This window comes from Rhizobium binae (assembly GCF_017357225.1).
GTDB lineage: Bacteria > Pseudomonadota > Alphaproteobacteria > Rhizobiales > Rhizobiaceae > Rhizobium > Rhizobium binae.
In genome coordinates this window covers 333,463-354,615 of record NZ_CP071606.1, presented here as the reverse complement: position 1 = coordinate 354,615, position 21,153 = coordinate 333,463, and the positions used below count along the sequence as shown (strand labels likewise).

Below are 21,153 nucleotides of genomic sequence, written 5' to 3'. Positions count from 1 at the left end.
GCCAAAGAAAGGACGACCGATGCTTGCGAAAAACCCCATACTTTTGCGGTCTGACCTGTTCGACGGCCTGGATGAGGCGACGATAGAGGAACTCATGGCCACGGCTCAGTTCCGAACCTTCGCACCCGATGGGCGGATCGTCGCCGAGGGCCAGCCGGCGTCGTTCGTCTATTTCGTGATGCGCGGCTTCGTGCGGCTTTCGAAATCTGAGTCCGCCGGGCGCGAAGCAGATATCTGCGTCTGCGAGCCGGGCGACACCTTTGGCGAATATCTCCTGTCGGGCGGCGTCGCCTACGCCTACAGCGCGTGGTCGGCAGACTGTGCGGAGGTCGCCTTGTTCGAACTTTCGCAATTACGAGCGCTTACTGACCGATATCCCGTCATGCATCGCAACGTCATGCGCATCATGGCCCGGCATCTGCTCGGCGCGATGGATTGCATAGCGGAAGACCGGCTGCACACTGCCGCCCAGCGTGTCGCAAATTATCTCGTGAGCCGATGCCCGGCATCAGCCTCGCAGGTGACGTTTCGGCTGCCCTACCGGAAGAGGATTCTTGCCGGCAAGCTGGGGCTTGCCCCTGAAGCCCTTTCGCGGGCCTTCGCTGCTCTTGTTACTGCAGGGGTCGAAGTCAGAGGCAAGGTCATCCTGATCGACAGCGTCGATCTGCTACGCAAAGCGTGTTGAAACCCGATAGCCGCAATGCAATTTGACCGGCGTCAATGTTGCGATGGCCCGCCCCGCTATGTTCAGGCGCAAAAGGCACTTGGACGTCATGCTTATATGGAATGTTTTTGCGGTCAGCGCGACTGCCGTCATCGCCTCCCTCCTTTATTCCCTGGAGCTCGACCGGGAAGTGCAGACGAACCAGCTCGGGCGCAACGAGTACGAATATGCCCGTGCCGAAGTCGCACGGCGGCTTTTCAAAGCAAGCGAACAACAACATGAAGAGCGCCGGAGACGACCCCAGGCCCACAGGTGGCCGACGCTCGCCATCATCGCATTTCTTCCGCTCGCGAGCATCGGCCTTCATGCCCGGCTGGGTTCGCCCGACATGCCATCACAGCCGCTGCAGGCACGGTTGGAGGATCCCGGCCAGAACCTCGCAATGCTGATCGTCAGGACAGAACGCCAAGGAGATTCGAGATGACGCGCAAGCAGAAGCGCCTTGCGGTGATCGCGGGCGGGATGGGTTTCATCCTTGCGGCGGTGCTGTTGGTGATGTTCGCCTTCAGCCGGTCGGTGGCCTATTTCTACATGCCGGCGGATCTGGCCAAGACCCCGGTGGCGCCGCAGACCCGCATCCGGCTGGGCGGCCTGGTCGGGGCAGGCAGCGTCGTGCGCGGCGCCGGCTCGACGGTGGAGTTTGCCGTCACCGACGGCAGCGCCAATGCGGTCAAGGTCCAATATACCGGCATCCTTCCGGATCTGTTCCGCGAGGGCCAGGGTGTGGTCACCGAGGGCATGTTTGCCTCAGGCAGCAACGTCTTTGTCGCCGACACGGTGCTCGCCAAACATGACGAGACCTATATGCCGAAGGAGGTTGCCGACAAGCTGAAGGCGCAGGGCCTGTGGCAGGAAGGCCAAGGCGGACAAAGCCAGGGGGGACAGAGCCAGGGGGGACGGAGCCAGGGGCAGGAGGCAAAGGCGACGCCATGATCATCGAGATCGGCCATTACGCCCTGGTGCTGGCGCTGGCGACGGCGCTGATCGTCTCGATCGTGCCTGTCATCGGCGCCCGCCGTCATGACCAAGCGATGATCGGGCGACAGGGCTTCGCCCGAGGGATGTGACAGGAATGAGGGGGAGAGTTTCAGCCGCCATCCAGAGTTTGACAAAGATCAAAGCGATATGGACGGCCGACCTCTAGCATCTTCTGACGATAATCATGATCAGTGAGGCAGCGACCATGCAAGCAAGGGATATAATGACCACGAATGTGGTTTCGATCAGCCCTGGTGTCAGCGTGCGCAATGCGATCGCGATGATGTTGCAAAACCACGTCAGCGGCCTGCCTGTCATTGACGATCAAAGCCGCGTCTGCGGCATGGTCACGGAAGGCGATCTGCTCTTGCGCCGGGAGGTTCGGTTTGCGCCTCGTCCCGCACGCGCATCGGAACTGATCTCTGAAATCGACCTCGAACGTTATATCGGCAGAAACGGATGGTGCGTCGCCGACATCATGTCCCAGGACGTCATCGTCGCACGGCCGGACAGCGAAGTCTCCGATATCGCCGAAAGCCTGCAGGTGCACCGCATCAAGCGGCTGCCGATCGTCGAAGACGAACGTCTGGTCGGAATCGTCAGCCGAAGGGATATTTTGCGAGTCATCGCCGAGGCGCCAACGGCCGTATTGCCGCGCGGAGACGATGCCATCCGGCTGGCGGTGCGCACCCGGCTGAGATCAGACCTCGGTCTTACTCCGCAGAAGGTGCATGTATCTGTCCGCAACGGCCAGGTGACCGTCGACGGTCAGGTGGAATCCGAGCTCAAGCGCAGGGCGATCAAGGTTCTCGTCGAAGGGCTTGGCGGCATTGCCGGCTACAAGGATCGCCTGCTCGTATCACCTGTTCACAGTCAGGATTGAAGGCTCGGGTCGCATTGGCGCGCCGTCATCGCGCCAAAGTGACGAGGAGGCTTGCTCGATCTATCAAGATCGAGCAAGCCATCTGTCAACTTCCCTGCTTGACACGGAAAACCCCGACTCGCCTTTCGATATTAGCCCGGCCGCCGGGTTTCTTCTTTGAATGGAAAGCAATCACGCCGATGGCGTTTTCCTGTCACGCAGCCGGCGGCTCTCGGCAAGCACGCTGATCTGTCGGCGCAGCGTTTGCGCAGCCAACGATAGCGGTAAGAACGGCCAGGTAGGGGATCGATCGACCGGCGAATGCACGAACCTGGCAGGTTGCGACAGGCCGGCGATCCCGTTCCTAAGATGAAGAAGCGTGTTCGTGAGGCCGGCTTAACCCGAAACCGCTCCGGCATATTGATCCTGGTCAACGGCCGGCAAGCGGGCGACTTTCGCCGAACTTGACGGAGATCAAATACCGACCGGCTGCTCCCATGTATCGCTTGGACCGTGCAAAAGGAGCATATGATGGATTTCGAAGCATTTTTCAAAAACGAACTGGGCGGGCTTCATGCCGAGGGCCGTTACCGCGTTTTTGCCGATCTCGAGCGTCAGCGCGGCCACTTCCCGCGCGCCACCCGCCATACGGCCGATGGCGAAAAGGACGTCACGGTCTGGTGCTCCAACGACTATCTCGGCATGGGCCAGAACCCGAAGGTGATCGAGGCGATGAAGGCGGCCATCGACCACTGTGGCGCGGGTGCGGGAGGCACCCGGAATATTTCTGGCACCAACCACTATCACGTCCTGCTCGAGCGTGAACTCGCCGACCTGCACGGCAAGGAATCGGCACTGATCTTCACCTCCGGTTATGTCTCCAACTGGGCGGCGCTCGGCACGCTCGGCGCCAGGATCCCCGGCCTGATCATCTTCTCCGACGCGCTGAACCATGCCTCGATGATCGAGGGCATTCGTTATGCCAAGTGCGACAAGGTGATCTGGAAGCACAATGACGTCGCCGATCTCGAAGCCAAGCTGAAAGCCGCCGATCCGAAGGCGCCGAAGCTGATCGCCTTCGAGAGCGTCTATTCGATGGATGGCGACATCGCCCCGATCAAGGAGATTTGCGATCTCGCCGACCAATACGGGGCGATGACCTATCTCGACGAGGTGCATGGCGTCGGCATGTACGGCCCGCGCGGCGGCGGCATTGCCGAGCGCGAGGGGCTGATGGACCGGCTGACGGTGATCGAGGGCACGCTCGGCAAGGCCTTCGGGGTGATGGGCGGCTATATCGCCGCCTCGGCAGCGCTGTGCGATTTCATCCGCTCGTTTGCCTCCGGCTTCATCTTCACCACGGCGCTGCCGCCGGCCTTGGCCGCCGGTGCGGTCGCTTCGATCCAGCACCTGAAGGTCAGCCAGTTCGAGCGCGCCCGCCATCAGGACCGGGTGCGCAAGCTGCGCTCGCTGCTCGACCAGCGCGGCATTCCGCATATGCACAATCCCAGCCACATCGTGCCGGTGATGGTCGGCGATGCCGCCAAATGCAAATGGATCTCCGACCTGCTGCTCGACAATTGCGGCGTCTATGTCCAGCCGATCAACTATCCCACCGTGCCGAAGAAGACCGAGCGGCTGCGCATCACCCCGACGCCGCTGCATTCCGACGCCGATATCGCCCATCTCGTCGAAGCCCTGCACTCGCTCTGGTCGCGCTGCGCGCTGGCGCGGATGGTGGCCTGAGCACAGCGACCCACGCCCCGCTGATGCACAAAGGCGGATTTATACGCGGCGGGGCTGCAGTTCAAAAACCCGGCCGGTCTCAAACCGGAACAGACTGCAGCATGACGGCAAGCATTCGGCGCTATTCCTCCAGTAGGAGGGCTGTGGCGAGATACCCCATGCTGATCGTGCTTGCAAAAAGGTAGATGAAGAGCCCCTGTGCCAGAAAGTCCTCAGAGTTGCCTGCCGCAGCAAAACCATTGTGCCACACGAACGATCCCACGCCGCATCCAATTGCGAACCCGGTAGCCAATCGCGTCAGCATGAACCTGATCATGGGAGGCATAACAGCACCTCAGCCTTAACCACTATCAATGTCCCGGCAACGCGAATGTTCCGGCCGAAGAATGATCGTGGTCAACGACCGGCGGACGCCGTCATGCGAGAAGCCGAGGGAAGCGGAGACTGTAACAGTGCATCTTTTCTCTTTCGCAGCGGGCGTTTTCACGCTTCTCATCCTGCCTGGGCCGACCAACGCCATGTTGGCATTGGCATCTCAGGGTCTGACCGTCGGACGCGCTGTCGCGATGCTCCTCACCGTCCTGTCCGCTTATCTTGCGATCGTTCTTCCGGCGTCCGGTCTGGCCGGTTCGTTTCTCCGCAACCACCCCATGGTTTCGCATGGCGTCAAACTTGGCTCTGCAGCCTGGGTACTCTACCTGGCGGTTCGGCTCTGGGGCATAGGATCGAAAGGCGTCGAGACCGTGAGACTCCGGCAGCTGGCAGTGACGACACTGTTGAATCCGAAGGCCCTGATCATCGGACTGACGATGGTTCCGCCCGCTGAGGAGATATCCGGGACAGTGTCGATCGCTATTCTAACATCGGTTGTCCTGGCAGCGTCCACGATCTGGCTGTCTGTCGGAAGGATTATCCTCGGACCTGAAAAGCAGATACCGGCATTTGCCCGCCGATGCGGAGCCGCAACGCTCGTTGCATTCTCCGCGACGCTGACGCTCAGTGCCGTTGGCGGCTGAAACCTGCGGCTATTGCATTGGGTCAGCGCGATCCCACCGGACCCGATCCCGCAATCTCTTCGCGCGCAGATTATCTGCCGTGTCAAACCGCACGAGCGCCAGTATGGGCGAGGGCGATTTCCCCGCTCTCTTCGCCGTGCGCTCTGATACGTGACGCTCACGGCACCTGAGCGCCGGTCGTGGCGACATATACCGAATAAACCGAGCGTGTGGCTGTGATGAACAGGCGGTTGCGTCTGCGGCCACCGAAAGTGAGGTTGGCGACGGTCTGGGGTACGCGGATCTTGCCGATCAGCTTTCCCGTCGGATCGAAGCAATGCACGCCATCACCGGCACTTGACCAGAGGTTCCCGTTCACGTCGGTTCGGATGCCATCAGGAATGCCGTTGTCGATATCGCAGAAGACGCGGCCATTATCGAGCTTGTTGCCGTCGACGACGTCGAAGGCGCGGATGTGGCGCGGCAGGTTTTCGTCGTGGCTTGCCGCCGAATCCGCGACGTAGAGGATCGTTTCATCAGGCGAGAAGGCGAGGCCGTTCGGCTGGATAAAGTCATTGACGACCGCCGACAGCTGACCGGTCGCCGGATCGAGCCGATAGACGTTGCGGGTCGCCTGCTCCGGCTCGGCGCGATAGCCTTCATAGTCGGACATGATGCCGTAGGTGGGATCGGTGAACCAGATCGTGCCGTCCGACTTGACCACCACATCGTTCGGCGAATTGAGCGGCGCACCCTCGAAACGGTCGGCAAGCACGGTGATCGAACCGTCGATTTCGGTGCGCGTCACCCGGCGTCGGCCATGTTCGCAGGAGATCAGCCGGCCCTGCCGGTCGCGCGTGTGGCCATTGGCGAAGTTGGAGGGTTGGCGGTAGACAGAGACGCCACCCTCGGGCGTCCACCGCAGCATGCGCTGATTGGGAATGTCGCTCCATAGAAGCTGGTTGGCGTCGTTGAACCAGACCGGACCCTCCGCCCAGCGGCAGCCGGAATAGAGTTCGTCGAGGCCGGCGCTCGTCACGATCATCTGCCGGAAGCGCGGGTCGTGAATTTCGTAGATGCTGGCCTCTGCCATGATGGTCTTTCCGTTTATCGCATGCCGGCCCGCCGGCCGCCGGCAAGCATGATGATGCTGATGATGATGAGGCCGGTCATGATGAGGCGGATACCGGCGCCCAGCCCGTAGGTGTTGAGCATGGAGACGACAAGGAACATGAAGAGCGATGCGCCCCAGATGCCCGGCACATTGGAATCGCCGCCGGCGACCGCCGTGCCGCCGATCACGACGACGGCGATGGAGGTCAGGAGATATTCCGAGCCCATGTTGAGCGCCGCGCCGCCGGAGAAGCAGGCAAGCAGATAGCCCGCGACGGAGGCGAGCACGGCACAGAAGAGGTAGGTGACGAAGCGCGTGCCGTCGACCGGTATTCCGGCCATGCGCGCGGCCGGCATGCTCTGGCCGATCGCCGAGATCCAGCGCCCGTAGATCGTTTTCTCGAGCAGGAACCAGGCGATCAGGGAGATGAGCAGCGCGACGATCGCCACGTTCGGCACACCGAGTGTGGTCGACGTGGTGAATTCCGCCAGCAGGCTCGGGGGTTTGATGCGCAATCCGCGGTTCGTCCAGATCGCGGCGGACTGCACGATAAAGCTCATGGAAAGCGTGGCGATGATCGGCGGAATCCTGAGCGCCTTGATGAGCACATAGTTGCCGAGGCCGACGGTGAGGCCGATGGCGATTGCAATGATGAGCCCCGGCAGGATCATTCCGTTTTCAACGTTCATCAGTTTCAGCGCCACCGTACCGGCCAGCGTCATGGTGGCGGGAACCGAGAGATCGATGTTGCCGGGACCGAGCGTGATGACGAACATCTGGCCGATGCCGACGATGACCGAGAAGGCCGCGAAGGTGAGCGCTGCCTGCGACAGGCCGAGGGTGCTGGCACCGAACGTGACCATGATCGTCAGGAACCAGACGGCGAAGGCGGCAAGCCACGACCAGATCCAGGGTTTGCCGAAAAGGCTGGCGAGCGATGTCATCGGCGTTTCTCCCGCTTTTCCAATCGGTTGAGCATCAGGCGCAGCGCAAGCACGATGATCAGGATGGCGCCTTGGGCGCCAATCTGCCAGTCCGGCGAGATGCGCAGGAAGGACAGGAAAGAGCCGGCGAGCGTCAGTGTCAGCGCGCCGATGACGGCGCCGATCGGAGAGACGCGACCGCCGATGAACTCGCCGCCGCCGAGGATGACGCCGGCGATCGACAGCAGCGTGTAGCGCAGCGCGATGTTGGCGTCGGCCGAGGTCGTGAGACCGACGAGGGCGACACCGGCGAGCACGGCGAAAACGCCGGCAAGCCCATAGGCCGCGGCGCGGGCTGCAACAATCGACCAGCCGGCGCGTTCGACCGAGCGCTGGTTGCCGCCGATGCCCCGGATCAGCACACCAAGCGAGGAGCGCGTGACGAGAAGATGCGCCACGGCGGCAATGACGATGCTCGCAACGATCGCCATCGGCGCCAGCGGCGGCTTGACGGTCATCAGCCAGCGCACCCAGTCCGGCGCCTGCCCGCCCGGCGCCGGCAGCAACAACACGGCAAGGCCGCCCCAGACGAAGCTCATCCCGAGCGTCACGACGATGGATGGCAGGTTTCGCAGATGGATGACGACGCCGAGTGCGGCATAAGACGCAATTGCGCCCGCCAGGATCAGGATGCCGATGACAGGGGTATCGCGCAGAAAGGTGGCGCTGACGCAGGCGACGAAGCTGACGAAGGTGCCCATCGACAAATCGAGATCGTTGACTGCCATGACAAGCATCTGGGCGATCGTCGCAAGCGCGATCGGCACAGCCAGATTAAACAGCAGGTTGAGCCCGACATAGCTCATGGCGCGCGGCTGCAGCCAGAAGACGGAAGCGAGCAGCAGGGTCAGCGACAGAGCCGGAATGGCAAGTCGCATGGCGTCCGAGGAGAGCCGGAACGTCATGCGGCCACTCCTTCGAAGGAGGCTGCGATGATGTTCGTCTCGTTGACGGCATCGCCGGCGAGTTCCGTGGTAATGCGGCCTTCGCGGAAGACGTAGACGCGGTCGCAGAGGCGAACCTCGTCCATCTCGGTCGAATACCAGATGAAGGTGCGCCCGCGCGATGCTTCCTCGCGGATGATGGCATAGACTTCCTGCTTTGTTCCGACGTCGACGCCGCGCATAGGGTCATCCATCAGAACGACGGGCGCACGTGTCGAAAGCGCGCGCGCAAACAGCACCTTCTGCTGGTTGCCGCCGGAAAGCGAGAGGATAGGGTTTTCCATGTCAGGTGTACGGATTTCGATGCGGCGCTTCCAGTCGGCCCCCTTCCTCTGCTCCGCATCCGCGAGGATGAGTCCCCGTCGCGACAGATCGCCGAGCGAGGCGATCGAAAAATTGCGCAGGATGCTCCACAGTTCGAAAATGCCGTTGAGTCGACGGTCGCCGGCGACGAAGGTGACGAGCGGATCGCGTTCGGGCAGCCAGTTGCTGGCCTGGGCGGCGTGCAAGGCGAGGAGAAGTTCGGTCTGCCCGTGGCCGGCCAGCCCCGCCAGTCCGATGATCTCGCCCTTGCGGGCGGCGAAAGACCGGCTCGCCGTCTGATGCGACAGAATGAGTGGAGCGTCGGACTGTACGCGCGCCGGGCGATCGCCGGTGTCTTCCCTCGCAACGGTGCCCATGGCCTCCACAAGGCCATGATGGTCAAATTCGTGCGCCGGACGTTCGGCAACGACGCGGCCATCCTTCATGACGATGATGCGATCGGCGGTTTCGAGGATCTCGTGCAGGATATGCGAGATGAAGATGACGGAGCCGCCGGCGGCGACGAAGCCGCGGACATAATCCAGCATCTGGCGGGCGAGGCTTGCGTCGAGCGACGAGGTCGGTTCATCGAGGATCACCAGCCGCGGCGCGATGCCGGCATCGGAAAAAGCCATGGATATTTCGACCATCTGCCGCTCGGCGATCGATAGGTCGCCGACGGCGCGGCCGCTGTCGATGCCATGGCCGGGAAAGACGGCATCGAGGCTTTTCTCGATGATCCTTGCCGCTCGCCTGCGCCAGCCGAAACCGCCGAGATGGCGATGCATGATGCGCGTGTTTTCTACGATGGAGAGATTGGGGCAGAGAGACAGTTCCTGGAAGACGCAGCGCACGCCGCGAGAGCGCGCGGCGTTGATGCCGTAACGCTCCAGCCGCTCGCCATCGCTCGCCACGCTTCCTTCATGCGGCGTCAGCCCGCCATTGATCACGCTGACGATCGTCGATTTGCCGGCGCCGTTGTGGCCGACGAGACCGACGCATTCGCCCGGCATGACACGCAGCGTGACGCGATCGAGCGCCCTGACGGCGCCGAAGCTCACCTTGGCGTCATCGACGGCGATCACCGCCTGCAAAACGTCATCCATGCTTGCCTGCCACACCTGATCGCAAACGATTGCAGCGCGGCCATTTGCGGCCGCGCTGCAATCGCCGGGAGATTACTTTGCCGACTCGATGACCTTGATCGCGTCCGCCTGCGTGTACTCGACGTTGGCGACGCCACCGGCCTGGGTATTGGCGAGGTTGTTTTCGAGGTTGTCCTGGTCAATCCGCAGGAAGGGCACGACGAGATCCTTCTTGACCTGCTTGCCGTCGAGGATCTGCTGGGCAACCCAGAAAGCAAGCGTGGAAACTCCGGGTGCGATGGACACGGACATGGTCTCGTAGCCGTTGGCGTCCTTCTGCTCCTTCCACCACTTCAGTTCGTCTTCGCGGTTGCCCATGATAATGATCGGCATCTTGCGATCGGTCGCGGCAATCGCCTGGGCGGCGCCATAGCCGTCGCCGCCTTGCGTCACCACGCCGACGATGTCGGGCAGGCTCGGCAGGATACCCGCGACGGCCTTCTGCGCCACGTCCTGCGCCCAATCGCCGTGGACGGAGCCGACAACCTTGAACTGCGGGAACTGCTTGACGCCGTCGTGGATGCCGGCCGAAATCTCGTCATCGACGAAGACGCCGGCAAGGCCGCGGATTTCGAGCAGATTGCCCCCTTGCGGGAGTTTCTTCGACAGGTATTCCACCTCGCTGCGGCCCATTTCCTTGAAATTGACGGCGATGCGCCAGGCGCAGGGTTCAGTGACGATGCCGTCGAAGGAAACGACGGTGATGCCGGCATCGCAGGCTTCCTTGACCGCGCCGTTCAGCGCCGTCGGCGAGGCGGCGTTCAGGACGATCGCATCATAGCCCTGCAGGATCATGTTCTGGATCTGCGCCGCCTGTTCCGTCGCCTGGTTTTCGGCGGTGGTGAAAGGATCGGCTGCGGCGACGACGCCGGCCTTCACGGCTTCGCCCGTCACCTTGCCCCAGCTCGTCAGCATGGCTTGGCGCCACGAGTTGCCGGCATAGTTGTTGGAAAGGGCGATCTTCTTGCCCGAGGTATCGGCAAAGGCAGAAACGGGCATCGCGGCGCAAGCAATAGCGGCCGATGCCAGAAGCATCTTACGAATTGTCATGTCTTCCTCCCTCATGATCGCACCGGTCGGCCGATCGCTTCACTCCCATGGGCCCAAGGGGTCCGAGTGAAAATTGTTCTTGCACTGAGCTTCCTCCTCTCAGTAAGGGCAGGATGGGGGAGATCGACAGGCCTGTACAGTGGCAAGGCGGCAAGTCGTTTGCGGGTTTTGCGCAACAAGCTGCGGGTTTACGCAAGACGGCGGCGTTTCTGCAGCGCTTACTGGGAAACGATCCCGACAGGATGAGGAGCCTGTCGTGACGGGGAGGAACTGACAATGCTGCAACCAGCACCCGCAGCCCTGTTCGACCACTATCTCGGCATTTCCCGGCTGCTTGCCGGTCAGCTCGATTTCCGCTCGGCGATCCGCTCGGTCGCGGCCGAGGTCGCCCATATCATCCCGCACGACCATCTCGACGTCTGCGTGCTGCTTGAAGGCGGCAACTACCACACGGCCTATGAGACCGGCATCGAGACCGCCTGGGGCGAGATCGCCGGCGCGCCGGTGGTCAACAGCCCCATTCGTTCACTGTTGTGGGGCGAGGTCGACTTTCTGCTTACCGACGATGCCATGACGGATTCGCGTTTCCATTTCGAGGGTGCGTTCAAGCGGCCGATCGTCGAACAGTCGCTGAGAAGCCGCCTGCATGTCCCGATGAAGGTGCAGGGCACGATCATCGCAGCGCTGTCCTGTTCGTCTCACAAGGCGGGCGTCTATACGATGGAGGATATCGAGCGCGCCCGCACTATCGCCGACCTCCTGACGCCCTATTTCTTCGCGCTGCAGGCGGCCGAGCAGGCGCAACGCTCGGCGATCGTGGAGGCGGAGGCCCGTGCCCGGGAGGAGGGATTGCGACAAGGCGCCCTGAAGCTGACGGAAGCCCTGGAGCAGGAGCGTCAGCGGATCGGCATGGACCTTCACGACCAGACGCTTGCCGACCTGACGCGGCTGGCGCGCCGGATCGATCGGCTGTCGCGCAACGGCGAGGTGACGGCCGAGGCGCTGGAGCCCGTTTCACGATCCCTGCAGCATTGCATGCAGGACCTGCGGCAGATCATCGAGCAGGCAAAACCATCCGTTCTCCAGCTCTTCGGCCTCGCCCAGGCAATCGAGCATCATCTCGACCGATCGACGCGCGATGCCGGATCGACGATCGAATGGGGCCTGGTCGATGAAACGAATGGCGCGCTGGAGCAGCTGGAACCGACCGTCAGCGTCGCCTTGTTCCGGATCGCCCAAGAGGCGATCAACAATGCCGTGCGCCATGCCGCGCCCCTGGCAATCATGGTGCGGCTCGATGCCGACACGGAACAGCTATCGATCGAAATTTCCGACGATGGGACGGGGCTATCCAAGGTCCGGGGGCGTATCGGCGGCGGCATCGACAACATGAAGACCCGCGCGCGGCTGATCTCGGCGCGCTTCACGACGGGACCCGGCCATAACAACCGCGGAACCGCGGTCCGCGTCGTGCTGCCGCTGGAACAGGGTGATCTAGGCACGGTCGGCCTAAAATCTGAATCCTGTTCCAAATTAAAGAGTTCGAGCATGATGCCGAACGGCCCGGCGGGCGAACCAAACTGAGGAGCAAGACGAAATGAAGGTTCTGATCGTCGAGGACGACCCGTTGCACCGGTCCTACCTGCACGAGGCCGTCAATTCGGCCCTGCCGGAATGCGACACGGTGATCGAGGCCGAGAATGGAACCGCTGGCGAAAAGCTCGCCCGCGACCACAAGTCGGCGCATATCGTCATGGATCTGCAAATGGCCAATAGAAACGGCATAGAAGCGGCGCGCACGATCTGGAAAGAGCGGCCGGAGACACGCATCCTGTTCTGGTCGAATTATTCTGATGAAGCCTATGTGCGCGGCGTCTCGCGCATCGTGCCGGACGGCGCCGCCTATGGCTATGTGCTGAAATCCGCTTCCGACGAGCGGCTGAAGCTGGCGTTGCGTTCGATCTTCATCGAGAGCCAGTGCGTCATCGATCGCGAGGTACGGGGCCTGCAGCAGAAGAGCCTCGGCCAGACGAACGGATTCACCGATTCCGAATATGAGATCCTCGTCGATATCGCGCTCGGCCTCACCGACCGTGCGATCGCCAAACGCCGCGGCCTGTCGCCACGCAGCGTGCAGAACCGGCTGCAGCAACTCTATGACAAGCTCGATGTCTATCAGACCGCCGGCGACGACCACGAAGATGGCCGCTTCAACCTGCGCGCCCGCGCCGTGACAATCGCATTTTTGCGCAAACTGCTGAATTACAGTGCGCTGGAACGGGCCGAAGCCGAGCTGCAGGAGTGGCTTGACGGAAAATAGTCGAACACGGGGCCGGTTGGCGCGGCCCCGTCCTGCAAATTCAGCGGCCGTTTTCTTTTCGCCAGGCCTGGAATTTCTGCTGGTGTTCGTCCTTGGTGCAAGGATAGAGGCCGATGATCGTTTCGCCGGCCTTGACCTGCTCGAGCACGAAGTCCTCGTAGCTTTCCATATTCGTGCATTCATCCGCGAGTTCATCGGCCAGATGGGCGGGGATGACCATGACGCCATCGCGGTCGCCGACCAGGACGTCACCGGGAAACACAGCGACATCGCCGCAGGAAATCGGCACATTGATATCGAGCGCTTCGTGCAAGGTGAGATTGGTTGGCGCCGACGGCTTGGCGTAATAGGCCGGCATATCAAGCGCCCCGATCCCTTCGGCATCGCGAAAACCGCCGTCGGAGACGACGCCTGCCGCGCCGCGGAGCGCCAGCCGCGTGATCAGGATGGAGCCCGCCGTCGCAGCCCTTGCGTCCTTGCGCGCGTCCATCACCAGCACCTGCCCCGGAGGGCACGTCTCCATCGCGACTCTTTGCGGATGATTTGGGTTTTGAAAGACGGTGATCGGATTGCGATCTTCACGGGCGGGAATATAGCGCAGCGTGAATGCCTGCCCGACCATCGTCTCGGCTTTGGGCGCCACCGGCACGACCCCCTGGATGAACTGGTTTCGAAGGCCGCGCTTGAAGAGGGCTGTGGCGATCGATGCCGTCGAGATCTTCTTGAATTTCGCGCGTGTCGCCTCGCTCAGTGCGTAGTCGGTCATTCCCATCCCTCCTCAATAGATATCCGGCTCGCCGGCGGCTCTGCCGAAGCTTGTTTCTAGAAAATCGAAGTCGCAGCCCTGGTCGGCCTGCGTCACATGGCGAGAAAACATCCAGCCGTAACCACGTTGGAAATGCGGCTCCGGCGCATTCCACGCATCGCGGCGCCGGACGAGCTCGGCCTCGTCCACCAGCATGTCGAGCCGACGGTTGGGCAGATCAAGGCGCACGATGTCACTGGTTCTCAGCAGCGCAAGCGGGCCGCCGATATAGCTTTCCGGCGACACATGAAGAATGCAGGCGCCGTAGGAGGTGCCGGACATGCGGGCGTCGGAAATGCGCAGCATGTCGCGATGGCCCTGCTTGATCAAAGCCTTCGGGATCGGCAGCATGCCCCATTCCGGAAAACCAGGACCGCCGAGCGGCCCGGCATTGCGCAGCACGAGGACGTGGTCGGGCGTGACGTCGAGATTTTCGTCGTCGATCGCCTTCTTCATCTCGGGATAGCTGTCGAAGACCAGCGCCGGCCCCTGATGCACATGATATCTCGGATCGCAGGCCGCAGGCTTCATCACGGCGCCGTTAGGACAGAGATTGCCGCGCAGGACGGCGAGTGATCCCTCGTGATAGACCGGGTTCGAAAGCGGCCGGATGACATCGTCATTATAGACTTCTGCGCCCATGAGGTTTTCCCCCATGGTCTTTCCGGTGACGGTCATGGCCGTCAGGTCCAGCCGGTCCTCGAGCTGTTTCATCAGCGCCCGCAGGCCGCCCGCATAGAAGAAATCCTCCATCAGATAGTCTTTCCCCGAGGGACGGACGTTAGCGATGAGCGGCGTCACCCGTCCCAGCAGGTCGAGATCGTCGAGTGTCAGGTTGATGCCGGCGCGCCGGGCCATCGCGATCAGGTGGACGACGGCGTTGGTGGAGCAGCCGGTGGCCATGGCGACGATAGCGGCATTGCGGCATGCCGCTTCCGTGACGATCCGGTCGGGCGTCAGATCCTCCCAGACCATCTCGACGGCGCGCCGGCCGCAGGCGGCCGACATTCGCTGGTGGTTGGCATCGACGGCAGGAATGGACGAGGCGCCCGGCAGCGTCAGCCCCATCGCATCGGCAATCGCCGTCATGGTGCTGGCGGTGCCCATCGTCATGCAGGTGCCGGCCGAGCGGGCGATGCCGCCTTGAACGCCGAGCCACTCGGCATCGGTGATGTTGCCGGCGCGGCGCTCGTCCCAATATTTCCAGGCGTCAGAACCGGAGCCGAGGATTTTGCCGGCATAGTTGCCGCGCAGCATCGGCCCGGCGGGAAGGTAGATCATCGGCACGCCGGCCGACATCGCCCCCATGACGAGGCCCGGCGTGGTCTTGTCGCAACCACCCATCAGCACGACGCCATCGAGCGGGTGCGAACGGATCGTCTCCTCCGTCTCCATCGCAAGCATGTTGCGGTAGAGCATGGAGGTGGGCTTCGTGAAACTCTCGTCGACCGACAGCGACGGCATTTCAACCGGGAAGCCGCCGGCCTGCGAGACGCCGCGCTTCACGTCCTGCACGCGCTCCTTGAAGTGGGAGTGGCAGGTATTGAGCTCCGACCAGGTGTTGAGGATGCCGATGATCGGCTTGTCGCGAAAATCCTCCTCGGCATAGCCGAGCTGCATCATGCGCGAGCGGTGGCCGAAGCTGCGCAGGTCATCCGGCGCGAACCATCGCGCGCTTCGCAGCATGTCCGGCGTTTTTCTGTGTGTCATGAGGATACCTTCTCGGGATGGGAAAATCGCATTCGCGGCTATTCCTTCATTCCCCATTTCTGGATGGTGTGCCGCTCGATCGTCTGGAAGACCAGGTTCTCGACGATCAGGCCGATGATGATCACGGTCAAGAGGCCGGCGAAGACTGCCGGAATATCGAGCAGGTTGCGGTTCTCGAATATGAACCAGCCAAGGCCTCCCTGGCCCGATGAGACGCCGAAGACGAGCTCGGCGGCAATCAGCGTGCGCCATGCAAAGGCCCAGCCGATCTTCAGCCCGGTGAGAATGGAAGGGAAGGCGGCCGGCACGAGGATTCGCAGCACATAGGAAATCCCCGTCAGGCCGTAATTGGCGCCGACCATGCGCAAGGTGCGCGAAACGCCGAGGAAACCGGAATGGGTGTTCAGCGCCACCGCCCAAAGGACCGAATGCACGAGCACGAAGACCAGGCTGGAGGCGCCGAGGCCGAACCAGATCAGCGCCAGCGGCAGAAGCGATATGGCCGGCAGCGGATTGAACATCGCCGTCATCGTTTCGAGAAAATCCGTGCCGATGCGCGTGTTGATGGCGAGCACGGTCAGCAATGCGGCAAGCACCGTGCCGAGCGCATAACCCATGAACAGGATCTGCAGCGTCGTCCAGATGCGGGCCGGCAGCGTGCCGTCGGCGAAACGGTCGATCAGCGTGACGATCGTGTCGCTCAGCGTCGGAAAGAGAAGAGGATTGTCGAGGTAGGAGGCGTAGACCTGCCAGACGATCGCCAGCGTGACGATCAGCAATGCCTTACGCAATGCGCCGATGCCCCAGAGCGTTTCGAATGCACTGAGCCTCTGTTCGACCGGCTTGACGTTGTCGTAGGGCTTGGCGACCTCGACATCGGGCGCAAGGATGATGTTTGCGGACAACATGGCTTTATTCCTTGTGGCCGGGTTCCGAGGAGAACAGCAGGTTATGAATGTCGCGCTCGAGCGCTGCGGCGCTGCCGTCTTCGTGGCTGACCTTGTCGACTTCAACCACTTCCGCCTTGACCCTGCCGGGGTGCGGCGACAGGAGCAGGATCCGGTTCGAGATCTTGATCGCTTCGGCAATCGAATGGGTGACGAAGATGACGGTGAACTTGGTGTCTTCCCAAAGTTGGAGCAGCTCGTCCTGCATCTGCCGGCGGGTGAGGGCATCGAGCGCTGCGAAAGGCTCGTCCATTAGGAGGATATCCGGCTGCATCGCCATGCCGCGGGCGATGGCGACGCGCTGCTTCATCCCGCCGGATAGCGTGTGGGGATAGCTGTCGACGGCGCGGGTCAGCTTCACCTTGTCGATATATTCGCGCGCCAATATTTCCGCTTCACCCTTCGGCAGCTTGCGGGCGACCAGCAGCGGGAACATGACGTTCTCAAGCACAGTTTTCCAGGGCATGAGCTGGTCGAACTCCTGGAAGACCATCATGCGATCGGGCCCCGGACACTTCACCTGACGCCCGTTGATGTGGATCGAGCCTGCCGACGGGGTCATGTAGCCACCGACGGCTTTGAGAAGCGTTGACTTGCCGCAGCCGGATGGACCGAGCAGCACGAACCTGTCGGATTGGCGGACGGAAAAACTCACGCCCTCGGTGGCGGTGACCAAGAGATTCGGGGTCTTATAGCGCAGCGTCACATTGTCGACCTTGAGGAGGGGCTCTCTCTCAGCCGCCGGCGCGGTCTCGTTGCCGGTGCGGGCAATGGCCTGAAGCATTGGAATTACTCCTTGAAGGGGGCAGCGGCGGGATTAAGGCGCCGCTGCCTGAATGCCGTCAGTTACCGTTTAGATAGGCGGAATCGGGCAGGTAATAGTCGGTCCAGGCCTTCGGCATGGTCTTGAGCGTACCGATCTTGTGCAGGTGCTCCGCGAATTTCATCGTACCCTGCGGGTCGGTGCGCCATTCATCCATGCCCGGCTCTTTCAACATGGCGAGCAGGTCATCGAGGCTGGTCTTGTCGCCCGACACCGTCTTGTAGGCTTCGAGGGCTGTCTTGGGATCTTTCTTGATGAAAGCGACCGCTTCTTCCGTTGCTTCGCGCAGCGCCTTGACGATCTTCGGGTTGGCGTCGGCGAATGCCGTGGTGGTGAAGAAGGTCGCTTGGGTCAGCGCACCTCCCAAGATCTCCTTGGAATCGGTCACTCTATGCACGCCCTGCTGCTTCAGCTCGATATACTGGAAAGGCGGCGCCGAGAAATGGTTCTTCACCTCGTGGTTTGGGTTGGCGATCGCAGCAACCGCGTCCGGATGTCCGAGCTGAACGGTGTTGGAATCGAATGTCTTGACCTTGTCCTCGCCAAACATCTTCGCCGCCGCCATCTGCAGCAGGATGGCCTGGGTCGACACGCCGACTGTCGGCACGGCGATCTTGTCGGACGGCGTGATGTCCTTCAGCGACTTGATGCGCGGATCATTGCTGACCATGATCACCGGCTGCGCGGAGCTGGTGATGATCCCCTTCACCTTTCCCCTCGTGCGGTCCCAGAGCAGAAGCAGGTTGCCGGTGCCGGTGTTGACGACGTCGACGTTTCCGGCGAGCAAGGCATCCGTCTGAGCGCCGCCGCCGCTGAAGGTGCGCCATTCGACAGTCACATCGGCCACACCCTCGGCAGCTGCATGCTTTTCGATCAGCTTCTGCGTCTCCATCACATGGCTGGCGAGATAGAGAATGCCGGGCTGGCGGGTAATCGAAATAGCGGTCTTCTCCTGCGCTTGACTGGCAGAGGCAAGGCCGAGCGTCACGGCCGCGGCCACAAGACAATGTTTTAGAATTTGCATCTGGTCCTCCCAAAGGATGCGGGCGTCAGCCCTCTGCCGCCTTTCCCGAGGCGGATTTCGTCATTGAAGCACTAATGCATCAGTGCATCAACCCAAAAAATATGGTTTAGTCGATTTGCACGGCGCAAAAACAGGGCAGGGACATGAGCGGAATGGTTCGGGAAAGCCAGTTGGATCGGTCACGACAGGTGGCGCTGCAGATCCACGAGATATTGCGGGCAAGGATTTTGACGGTGGAACTTGCGCCCGGGACGGTCTTGTCGCGCGCCTCGTTGCAGCTCGAATTCGGCGTGAGCCAGACGCCTGTGCGCGATGCCTTGATGCGCCTTCAGGAAGAGGGACTTGTCGAAGTCTATCCGCAATATGCAACGGTCGTCGCCAAGATCGACACCGACCATGCGCGGCAGGCGCAGTTCCTGCGACTATCGATCGAGCTTGAGGCGGTGCGGCGGCTGACCGAGGAGTCGCCGGGCGAGACGGCGGCGGAACTGCGCGAGATTCTGGCGCGCCAGAATGCCGTTCGGTCTCCGGAAACCTATGACATCTTCGACGAGATTGACCGCGATTTTCACCGGAAGCTCTACGAGAGGGCGGGCATATTGCAGCTTTGGGCCAATGTCAGGCGCCAGAGCGTGCATCTCGACCGGTTGCGGCGCCTCAACCTGCCGATGCCGGGAAAAATGCAGACGGTGCTGGCCGACCACCAAGCAATCGTCGACGCCATCGCGTCGGGAAAGCCTGAAGCAGCAGCGGCGGCGCTGAGAAAACATCTGTCCGGCACGCTGTCGATCATCGATGTGATCCGAGCCCAATACCCCAATTATATTCGCGGCTGAAGTTCGAGCAATCGGCCCCGCTATCGCAAGCTTTCAAGAGGCAACGGTCCCGCAGTTCGGCGGAAGCTATGCCGCAATCCGCCGAGGACGGACCCGCCCGTTGACGCAGGAAGCATATCGACCATTGCTTCGCCCACAGGAAAGAATCATTCCGGATTCCTTTCAAATACCTCTACTCGTGCAGAGGATGTGATTTCCAGTCGATCGGGCTCTATATTCACGTAGCCGCGGCGGGTTCCACAAACCGCACCGCCATCGGCGAATATCTCGACGATTCCGCAGTCATGAAACAGACGAAGATCCTGCCCGCTGCCAAGCTCCGCCACGTATTCGATCGAGCCATCGTCCTGGGCGAGCCGGATCGAGAGGATGTCGTCGACGACGCCCACCTCGAAAGCAAGTTCGCCGCCCGTCGTCGCGACAAGCTTGCTGTCCTGCAGCGACCCGGAAAGTCGGATCTCGATCGGACGGCCGGGGAGTGAGTAACCGCCGCTTTGGTCCATGGCGAGAGGGATGGCGACATAGTGCTCGTCGACCTCGATCGCCGGCAGCATGCAGATCTTCTTCTTGTCTTCGCTAAGACTTAGAACGCGGGGCAAGGACATTTCGCCGGAATAAGCTGAACCGTCCGGCTTGCGGTATTCCCAGTTGAAAAGCCATGCAAAGGCGATCTGTCGCCCTTCTGCTTCGAAACTCTGCATCGCGTAATAGTCAGTCCCGAAATCCAGCAGTTGCAGCTCGGGCGTATCGGGCACAAAGCGATCGTTGATAAACTCGCCGATCAGGGCGTAGAGGAGGTTGTGGCGCCTTGTCGCTGCTTCGATATGGCCCACAAAGCCCATAACCAAAACCCACTTGTCCTCCAGCAGAAAGAAGTCTGGGCATTCCACTGCGCGGGCGCCTTCTTCGCGGAAATTGACCGGCGCGCGGTAAAGTAGCCCCAGATATTGCCATTCTAGTCCATCATCGGAGCCATATAGCAGCACCGCGGGATCGCCATACATTGATGCACCAAGGATCATGCGATAGGCGTTGGCTGCTTCGTCCCACCAGACTTTAGGGTCTCGGAAATCATGCTTCACGCCTTCCGGACGGATCTCCAGCACGGTCGTGATTCGCTCGGCATTGATGAGGTCGCGGCCGGGTTCGGCGATCTTCTGGACTTCGCGATAATTTGCGAAGAGATCGTAGGCGGGCAAGCGCTCCGTGTAATAGAACTTTATCTTTCCGTCCCGATCCCGAAACGCGCTTCCCGAGAACGCGCCACCAGTCGCACCGAGTCGAGCGAGGTTCTGTTCCGGTCGCAAGAAGACCGGCATATGAAGCCACGCGCACAGGTCGAGGCTGGTCGCATGCCCCCAATGCATCGGCCCCCAATCCGTGCCGCCGGGGTGGAACTGGTAGAACAGATGCCAGACATCGCCAACCTTGCACAACCCGTTGGGATCGTTCATCCAGCCTCTCACTGGTGAGAAGTGCAGGCGCGGCCGTTGCGTGTCGGCCGCGCACCAGCCGTCGATTTCGGATCCGGTGCGCTCCACCAATCGTTCCCCGAATTCCAAAACAGTGATTCCGGTCTTCGAGACTGACCGTGGATCGTAAGCATAGGCCCAAGTGAATTCTGTTCTGCCTTCATCCCATTCGAATTCCACATCGCCCGCTTCACGATGATGGTAGCTGTAAAATTCCGAAAACTCGGAAAAGCGTTTCACCCCCCACAAGAGCTGGTCACCCTGCAGAACGCGAAATTGGAATTCGTCCGAGTTCGGTTCCTTCGATGTCGCCCAGAATTCAACGCGCGTCCCAAGCGCCAATCGCATTTTCTGCCGTCGCATCCTGTTCCT

Annotated in this window: 22 protein-coding genes; 10 read left to right on the top strand and 12 right to left on the bottom strand. The window is 61.6% G+C overall.

The genetic code is table 11. From position 1 onward, the window contains the following. Window positions 1–19 precede the first annotated feature (19 nt). The 6 genes from J2J99_RS26220 to hemA all read left to right on the top strand — a co-directional run bounded on the left by J2J99_RS26220 (window position 20) and on the right by hemA (window position 4,310). A complete protein-coding gene (locus tag J2J99_RS26220) occupies window positions 20–685 on the top strand; it encodes a Crp/Fnr family transcriptional regulator (RefSeq protein WP_168297893.1) in 666 nt (221 codons plus the stop codon). 22 nt (window positions 686–707) lie between these two features. Then, entirely contained in the window at window positions 708–1,148 is a 441-nt protein-coding gene (ccmI, locus tag J2J99_RS26215; RefSeq protein WP_246735384.1) for a c-type cytochrome biogenesis protein CcmI, read from the top strand. Next, window positions 1,145–1,657: a cytochrome c maturation protein CcmE gene (gene ccmE, locus J2J99_RS26210; RefSeq protein WP_207600987.1), complete on the top strand. Its 513-nt coding sequence runs from the start codon at window positions 1,145–1,147 to the stop codon at window positions 1,655–1,657. The genes ccmI and ccmE overlap by 4 nt, the downstream gene beginning before the upstream one ends. Then, entirely contained in the window at window positions 1,654–1,791 is a 138-nt protein-coding gene (locus J2J99_RS26205; protein ID WP_207600986.1) for a hypothetical protein, read from the top strand. Before ccmE ends, J2J99_RS26205 begins: the two co-directional genes overlap by 4 nt. A 116-nt stretch (window positions 1,792–1,907) precedes the next feature. Next, window positions 1,908–2,585 carry a CBS domain-containing protein gene (locus J2J99_RS26200; RefSeq protein WP_168302104.1) on the top strand — a complete coding sequence of 226 codons (678 nt, stop codon included), beginning with the start codon at window positions 1,908–1,910 and terminating at the stop codon, window positions 2,583–2,585. Between the two features lie 510 nt (window positions 2,586–3,095). After that, window positions 3,096–4,310, top strand: a complete 1,215-nt coding sequence (gene hemA / locus J2J99_RS26195; protein ID WP_168302125.1) for a 5-aminolevulinate synthase — start codon at window positions 3,096–3,098, stop codon at window positions 4,308–4,310. 121 nt (window positions 4,311–4,431) lie between these two features. On the opposite strand, the gene J2J99_RS34190 is transcribed toward hemA, so the two are convergent. After that, window positions 4,432–4,635 (bottom strand): hypothetical protein, encoded by a 204-nt coding sequence (locus J2J99_RS34190; protein WP_168302105.1) that lies wholly within the window; start codon window positions 4,633–4,635, stop codon window positions 4,432–4,434. Window positions 4,636–4,762: 127 nt separating this feature from the next. Here J2J99_RS34190 and J2J99_RS26190 point away from each other — a divergent pair, with 127 nt between their 5' ends. Then, window positions 4,763–5,326: a threonine transporter RhtB gene (locus tag J2J99_RS26190; RefSeq protein ID WP_168302106.1), complete on the top strand. Its 564-nt coding sequence runs from the start codon at window positions 4,763–4,765 to the stop codon at window positions 5,324–5,326. Between the two features lie 157 nt (window positions 5,327–5,483). Here the strand turns inward: J2J99_RS26190 and J2J99_RS26185 are convergent, their stop codons facing one another. The 5 genes from J2J99_RS26185 to J2J99_RS26165 form a co-directional block, all read right to left on the bottom strand. Further along, a complete protein-coding gene (locus tag J2J99_RS26185; protein WP_168302107.1) occupies window positions 5,484–6,398 on the bottom strand; it encodes an SMP-30/gluconolactonase/LRE family protein in 915 nt (304 codons plus the stop codon). 14 nt (window positions 6,399–6,412) lie between these two features. Continuing rightward, the gene (locus J2J99_RS26180; RefSeq protein ID WP_168302108.1) at window positions 6,413–7,363 is read right to left on the bottom strand and encodes an ABC transporter permease; all 951 of its coding nucleotides are present in this window, start codon (window positions 7,361–7,363) and stop codon (window positions 6,413–6,415) included. Continuing rightward, a complete protein-coding gene (locus J2J99_RS26175; protein ID WP_168302109.1) occupies window positions 7,360–8,307 on the bottom strand; it encodes an ABC transporter permease in 948 nt (315 codons plus the stop codon). The genes J2J99_RS26180 and J2J99_RS26175 overlap by 4 nt, the downstream gene beginning before the upstream one ends. After that, entirely contained in the window at window positions 8,304–9,755 is a 1,452-nt protein-coding gene (locus tag J2J99_RS26170; protein ID WP_168302110.1) for a sugar ABC transporter ATP-binding protein, read from the bottom strand. The genes J2J99_RS26175 and J2J99_RS26170 overlap by 4 nt, the downstream gene beginning before the upstream one ends. Window positions 9,756–9,827: 72 nt before the next feature. Beyond that, window positions 9,828–10,844 carry an ABC transporter substrate-binding protein gene (locus J2J99_RS26165; protein WP_168302111.1) on the bottom strand — a complete coding sequence of 339 codons (1,017 nt, stop codon included), beginning with the start codon at window positions 10,842–10,844 and terminating at the stop codon, window positions 9,828–9,830. A gap of 276 nt (window positions 10,845–11,120) precedes the next feature. Here J2J99_RS26165 and J2J99_RS26160 point away from each other — a divergent pair, with 276 nt between their 5' ends. Next, entirely contained in the window at window positions 11,121–12,428 is a 1,308-nt protein-coding gene (locus J2J99_RS26160; protein WP_246638713.1) for a GAF domain-containing sensor histidine kinase, read from the top strand. 13 nt (window positions 12,429–12,441) lie between these two features. Further along, on the top strand, window positions 12,442–13,164 hold the full coding sequence (locus J2J99_RS26155; RefSeq protein WP_168302112.1) for a response regulator transcription factor: 723 nt from the start codon (window positions 12,442–12,444) through the stop codon (window positions 13,162–13,164). A 40-nt stretch (window positions 13,165–13,204) separates the two neighbouring features. Here J2J99_RS26155 and J2J99_RS26150 read toward each other — a convergent pair whose 3' ends face one another. The 5 genes from J2J99_RS26150 to J2J99_RS26130 are packed head-to-tail and all read right to left on the bottom strand — an operon-like array spanning window position 13,205 to window position 18,473. Then, window positions 13,205–13,930: a ribonuclease activity regulator RraA gene (locus J2J99_RS26150; protein ID WP_168302113.1), complete on the bottom strand. Its 726-nt coding sequence runs from the start codon at window positions 13,928–13,930 to the stop codon at window positions 13,205–13,207. A 12-nt stretch (window positions 13,931–13,942) separates the two neighbouring features. Further along, window positions 13,943–15,679 (bottom strand): L-arabinonate dehydratase, encoded by a 1,737-nt coding sequence (gene araD / locus J2J99_RS26145; RefSeq protein WP_168302114.1) that lies wholly within the window; start codon window positions 15,677–15,679, stop codon window positions 13,943–13,945. A 38-nt stretch (window positions 15,680–15,717) separates the two neighbouring features. Then, the gene (locus J2J99_RS26140; RefSeq protein WP_168302115.1) at window positions 15,718–16,587 is read right to left on the bottom strand and encodes an ABC transporter permease; all 870 of its coding nucleotides are present in this window, start codon (window positions 16,585–16,587) and stop codon (window positions 15,718–15,720) included. Window positions 16,588–16,591: 4 nt separating this feature from the next. Beyond that, window positions 16,592–17,410: an ABC transporter ATP-binding protein gene (locus J2J99_RS26135; protein WP_168302116.1), complete on the bottom strand. Its 819-nt coding sequence runs from the start codon at window positions 17,408–17,410 to the stop codon at window positions 16,592–16,594. A gap of 58 nt (window positions 17,411–17,468) precedes the next feature. Beyond that, window positions 17,469–18,473 (bottom strand): ABC transporter substrate-binding protein, encoded by a 1,005-nt coding sequence (locus tag J2J99_RS26130; protein ID WP_168302117.1) that lies wholly within the window; start codon window positions 18,471–18,473, stop codon window positions 17,469–17,471. Window positions 18,474–18,616: 143 nt separating this feature from the next. Here J2J99_RS26130 and J2J99_RS26125 point away from each other — a divergent pair, with 143 nt between their 5' ends. Beyond that, window positions 18,617–19,309: a GntR family transcriptional regulator gene (locus J2J99_RS26125; RefSeq protein WP_168302118.1), complete on the top strand. Its 693-nt coding sequence runs from the start codon at window positions 18,617–18,619 to the stop codon at window positions 19,307–19,309. A gap of 146 nt (window positions 19,310–19,455) precedes the next feature. On the opposite strand, the gene J2J99_RS26120 is transcribed toward J2J99_RS26125, so the two are convergent. Next, the gene (locus J2J99_RS26120) at window positions 19,456–21,144 is read right to left on the bottom strand and encodes a glycoside hydrolase family 32 protein (protein WP_168302119.1); all 1,689 of its coding nucleotides are present in this window, start codon (window positions 21,142–21,144) and stop codon (window positions 19,456–19,458) included. Window positions 21,145–21,153: the final 9 nt, after the last annotated feature.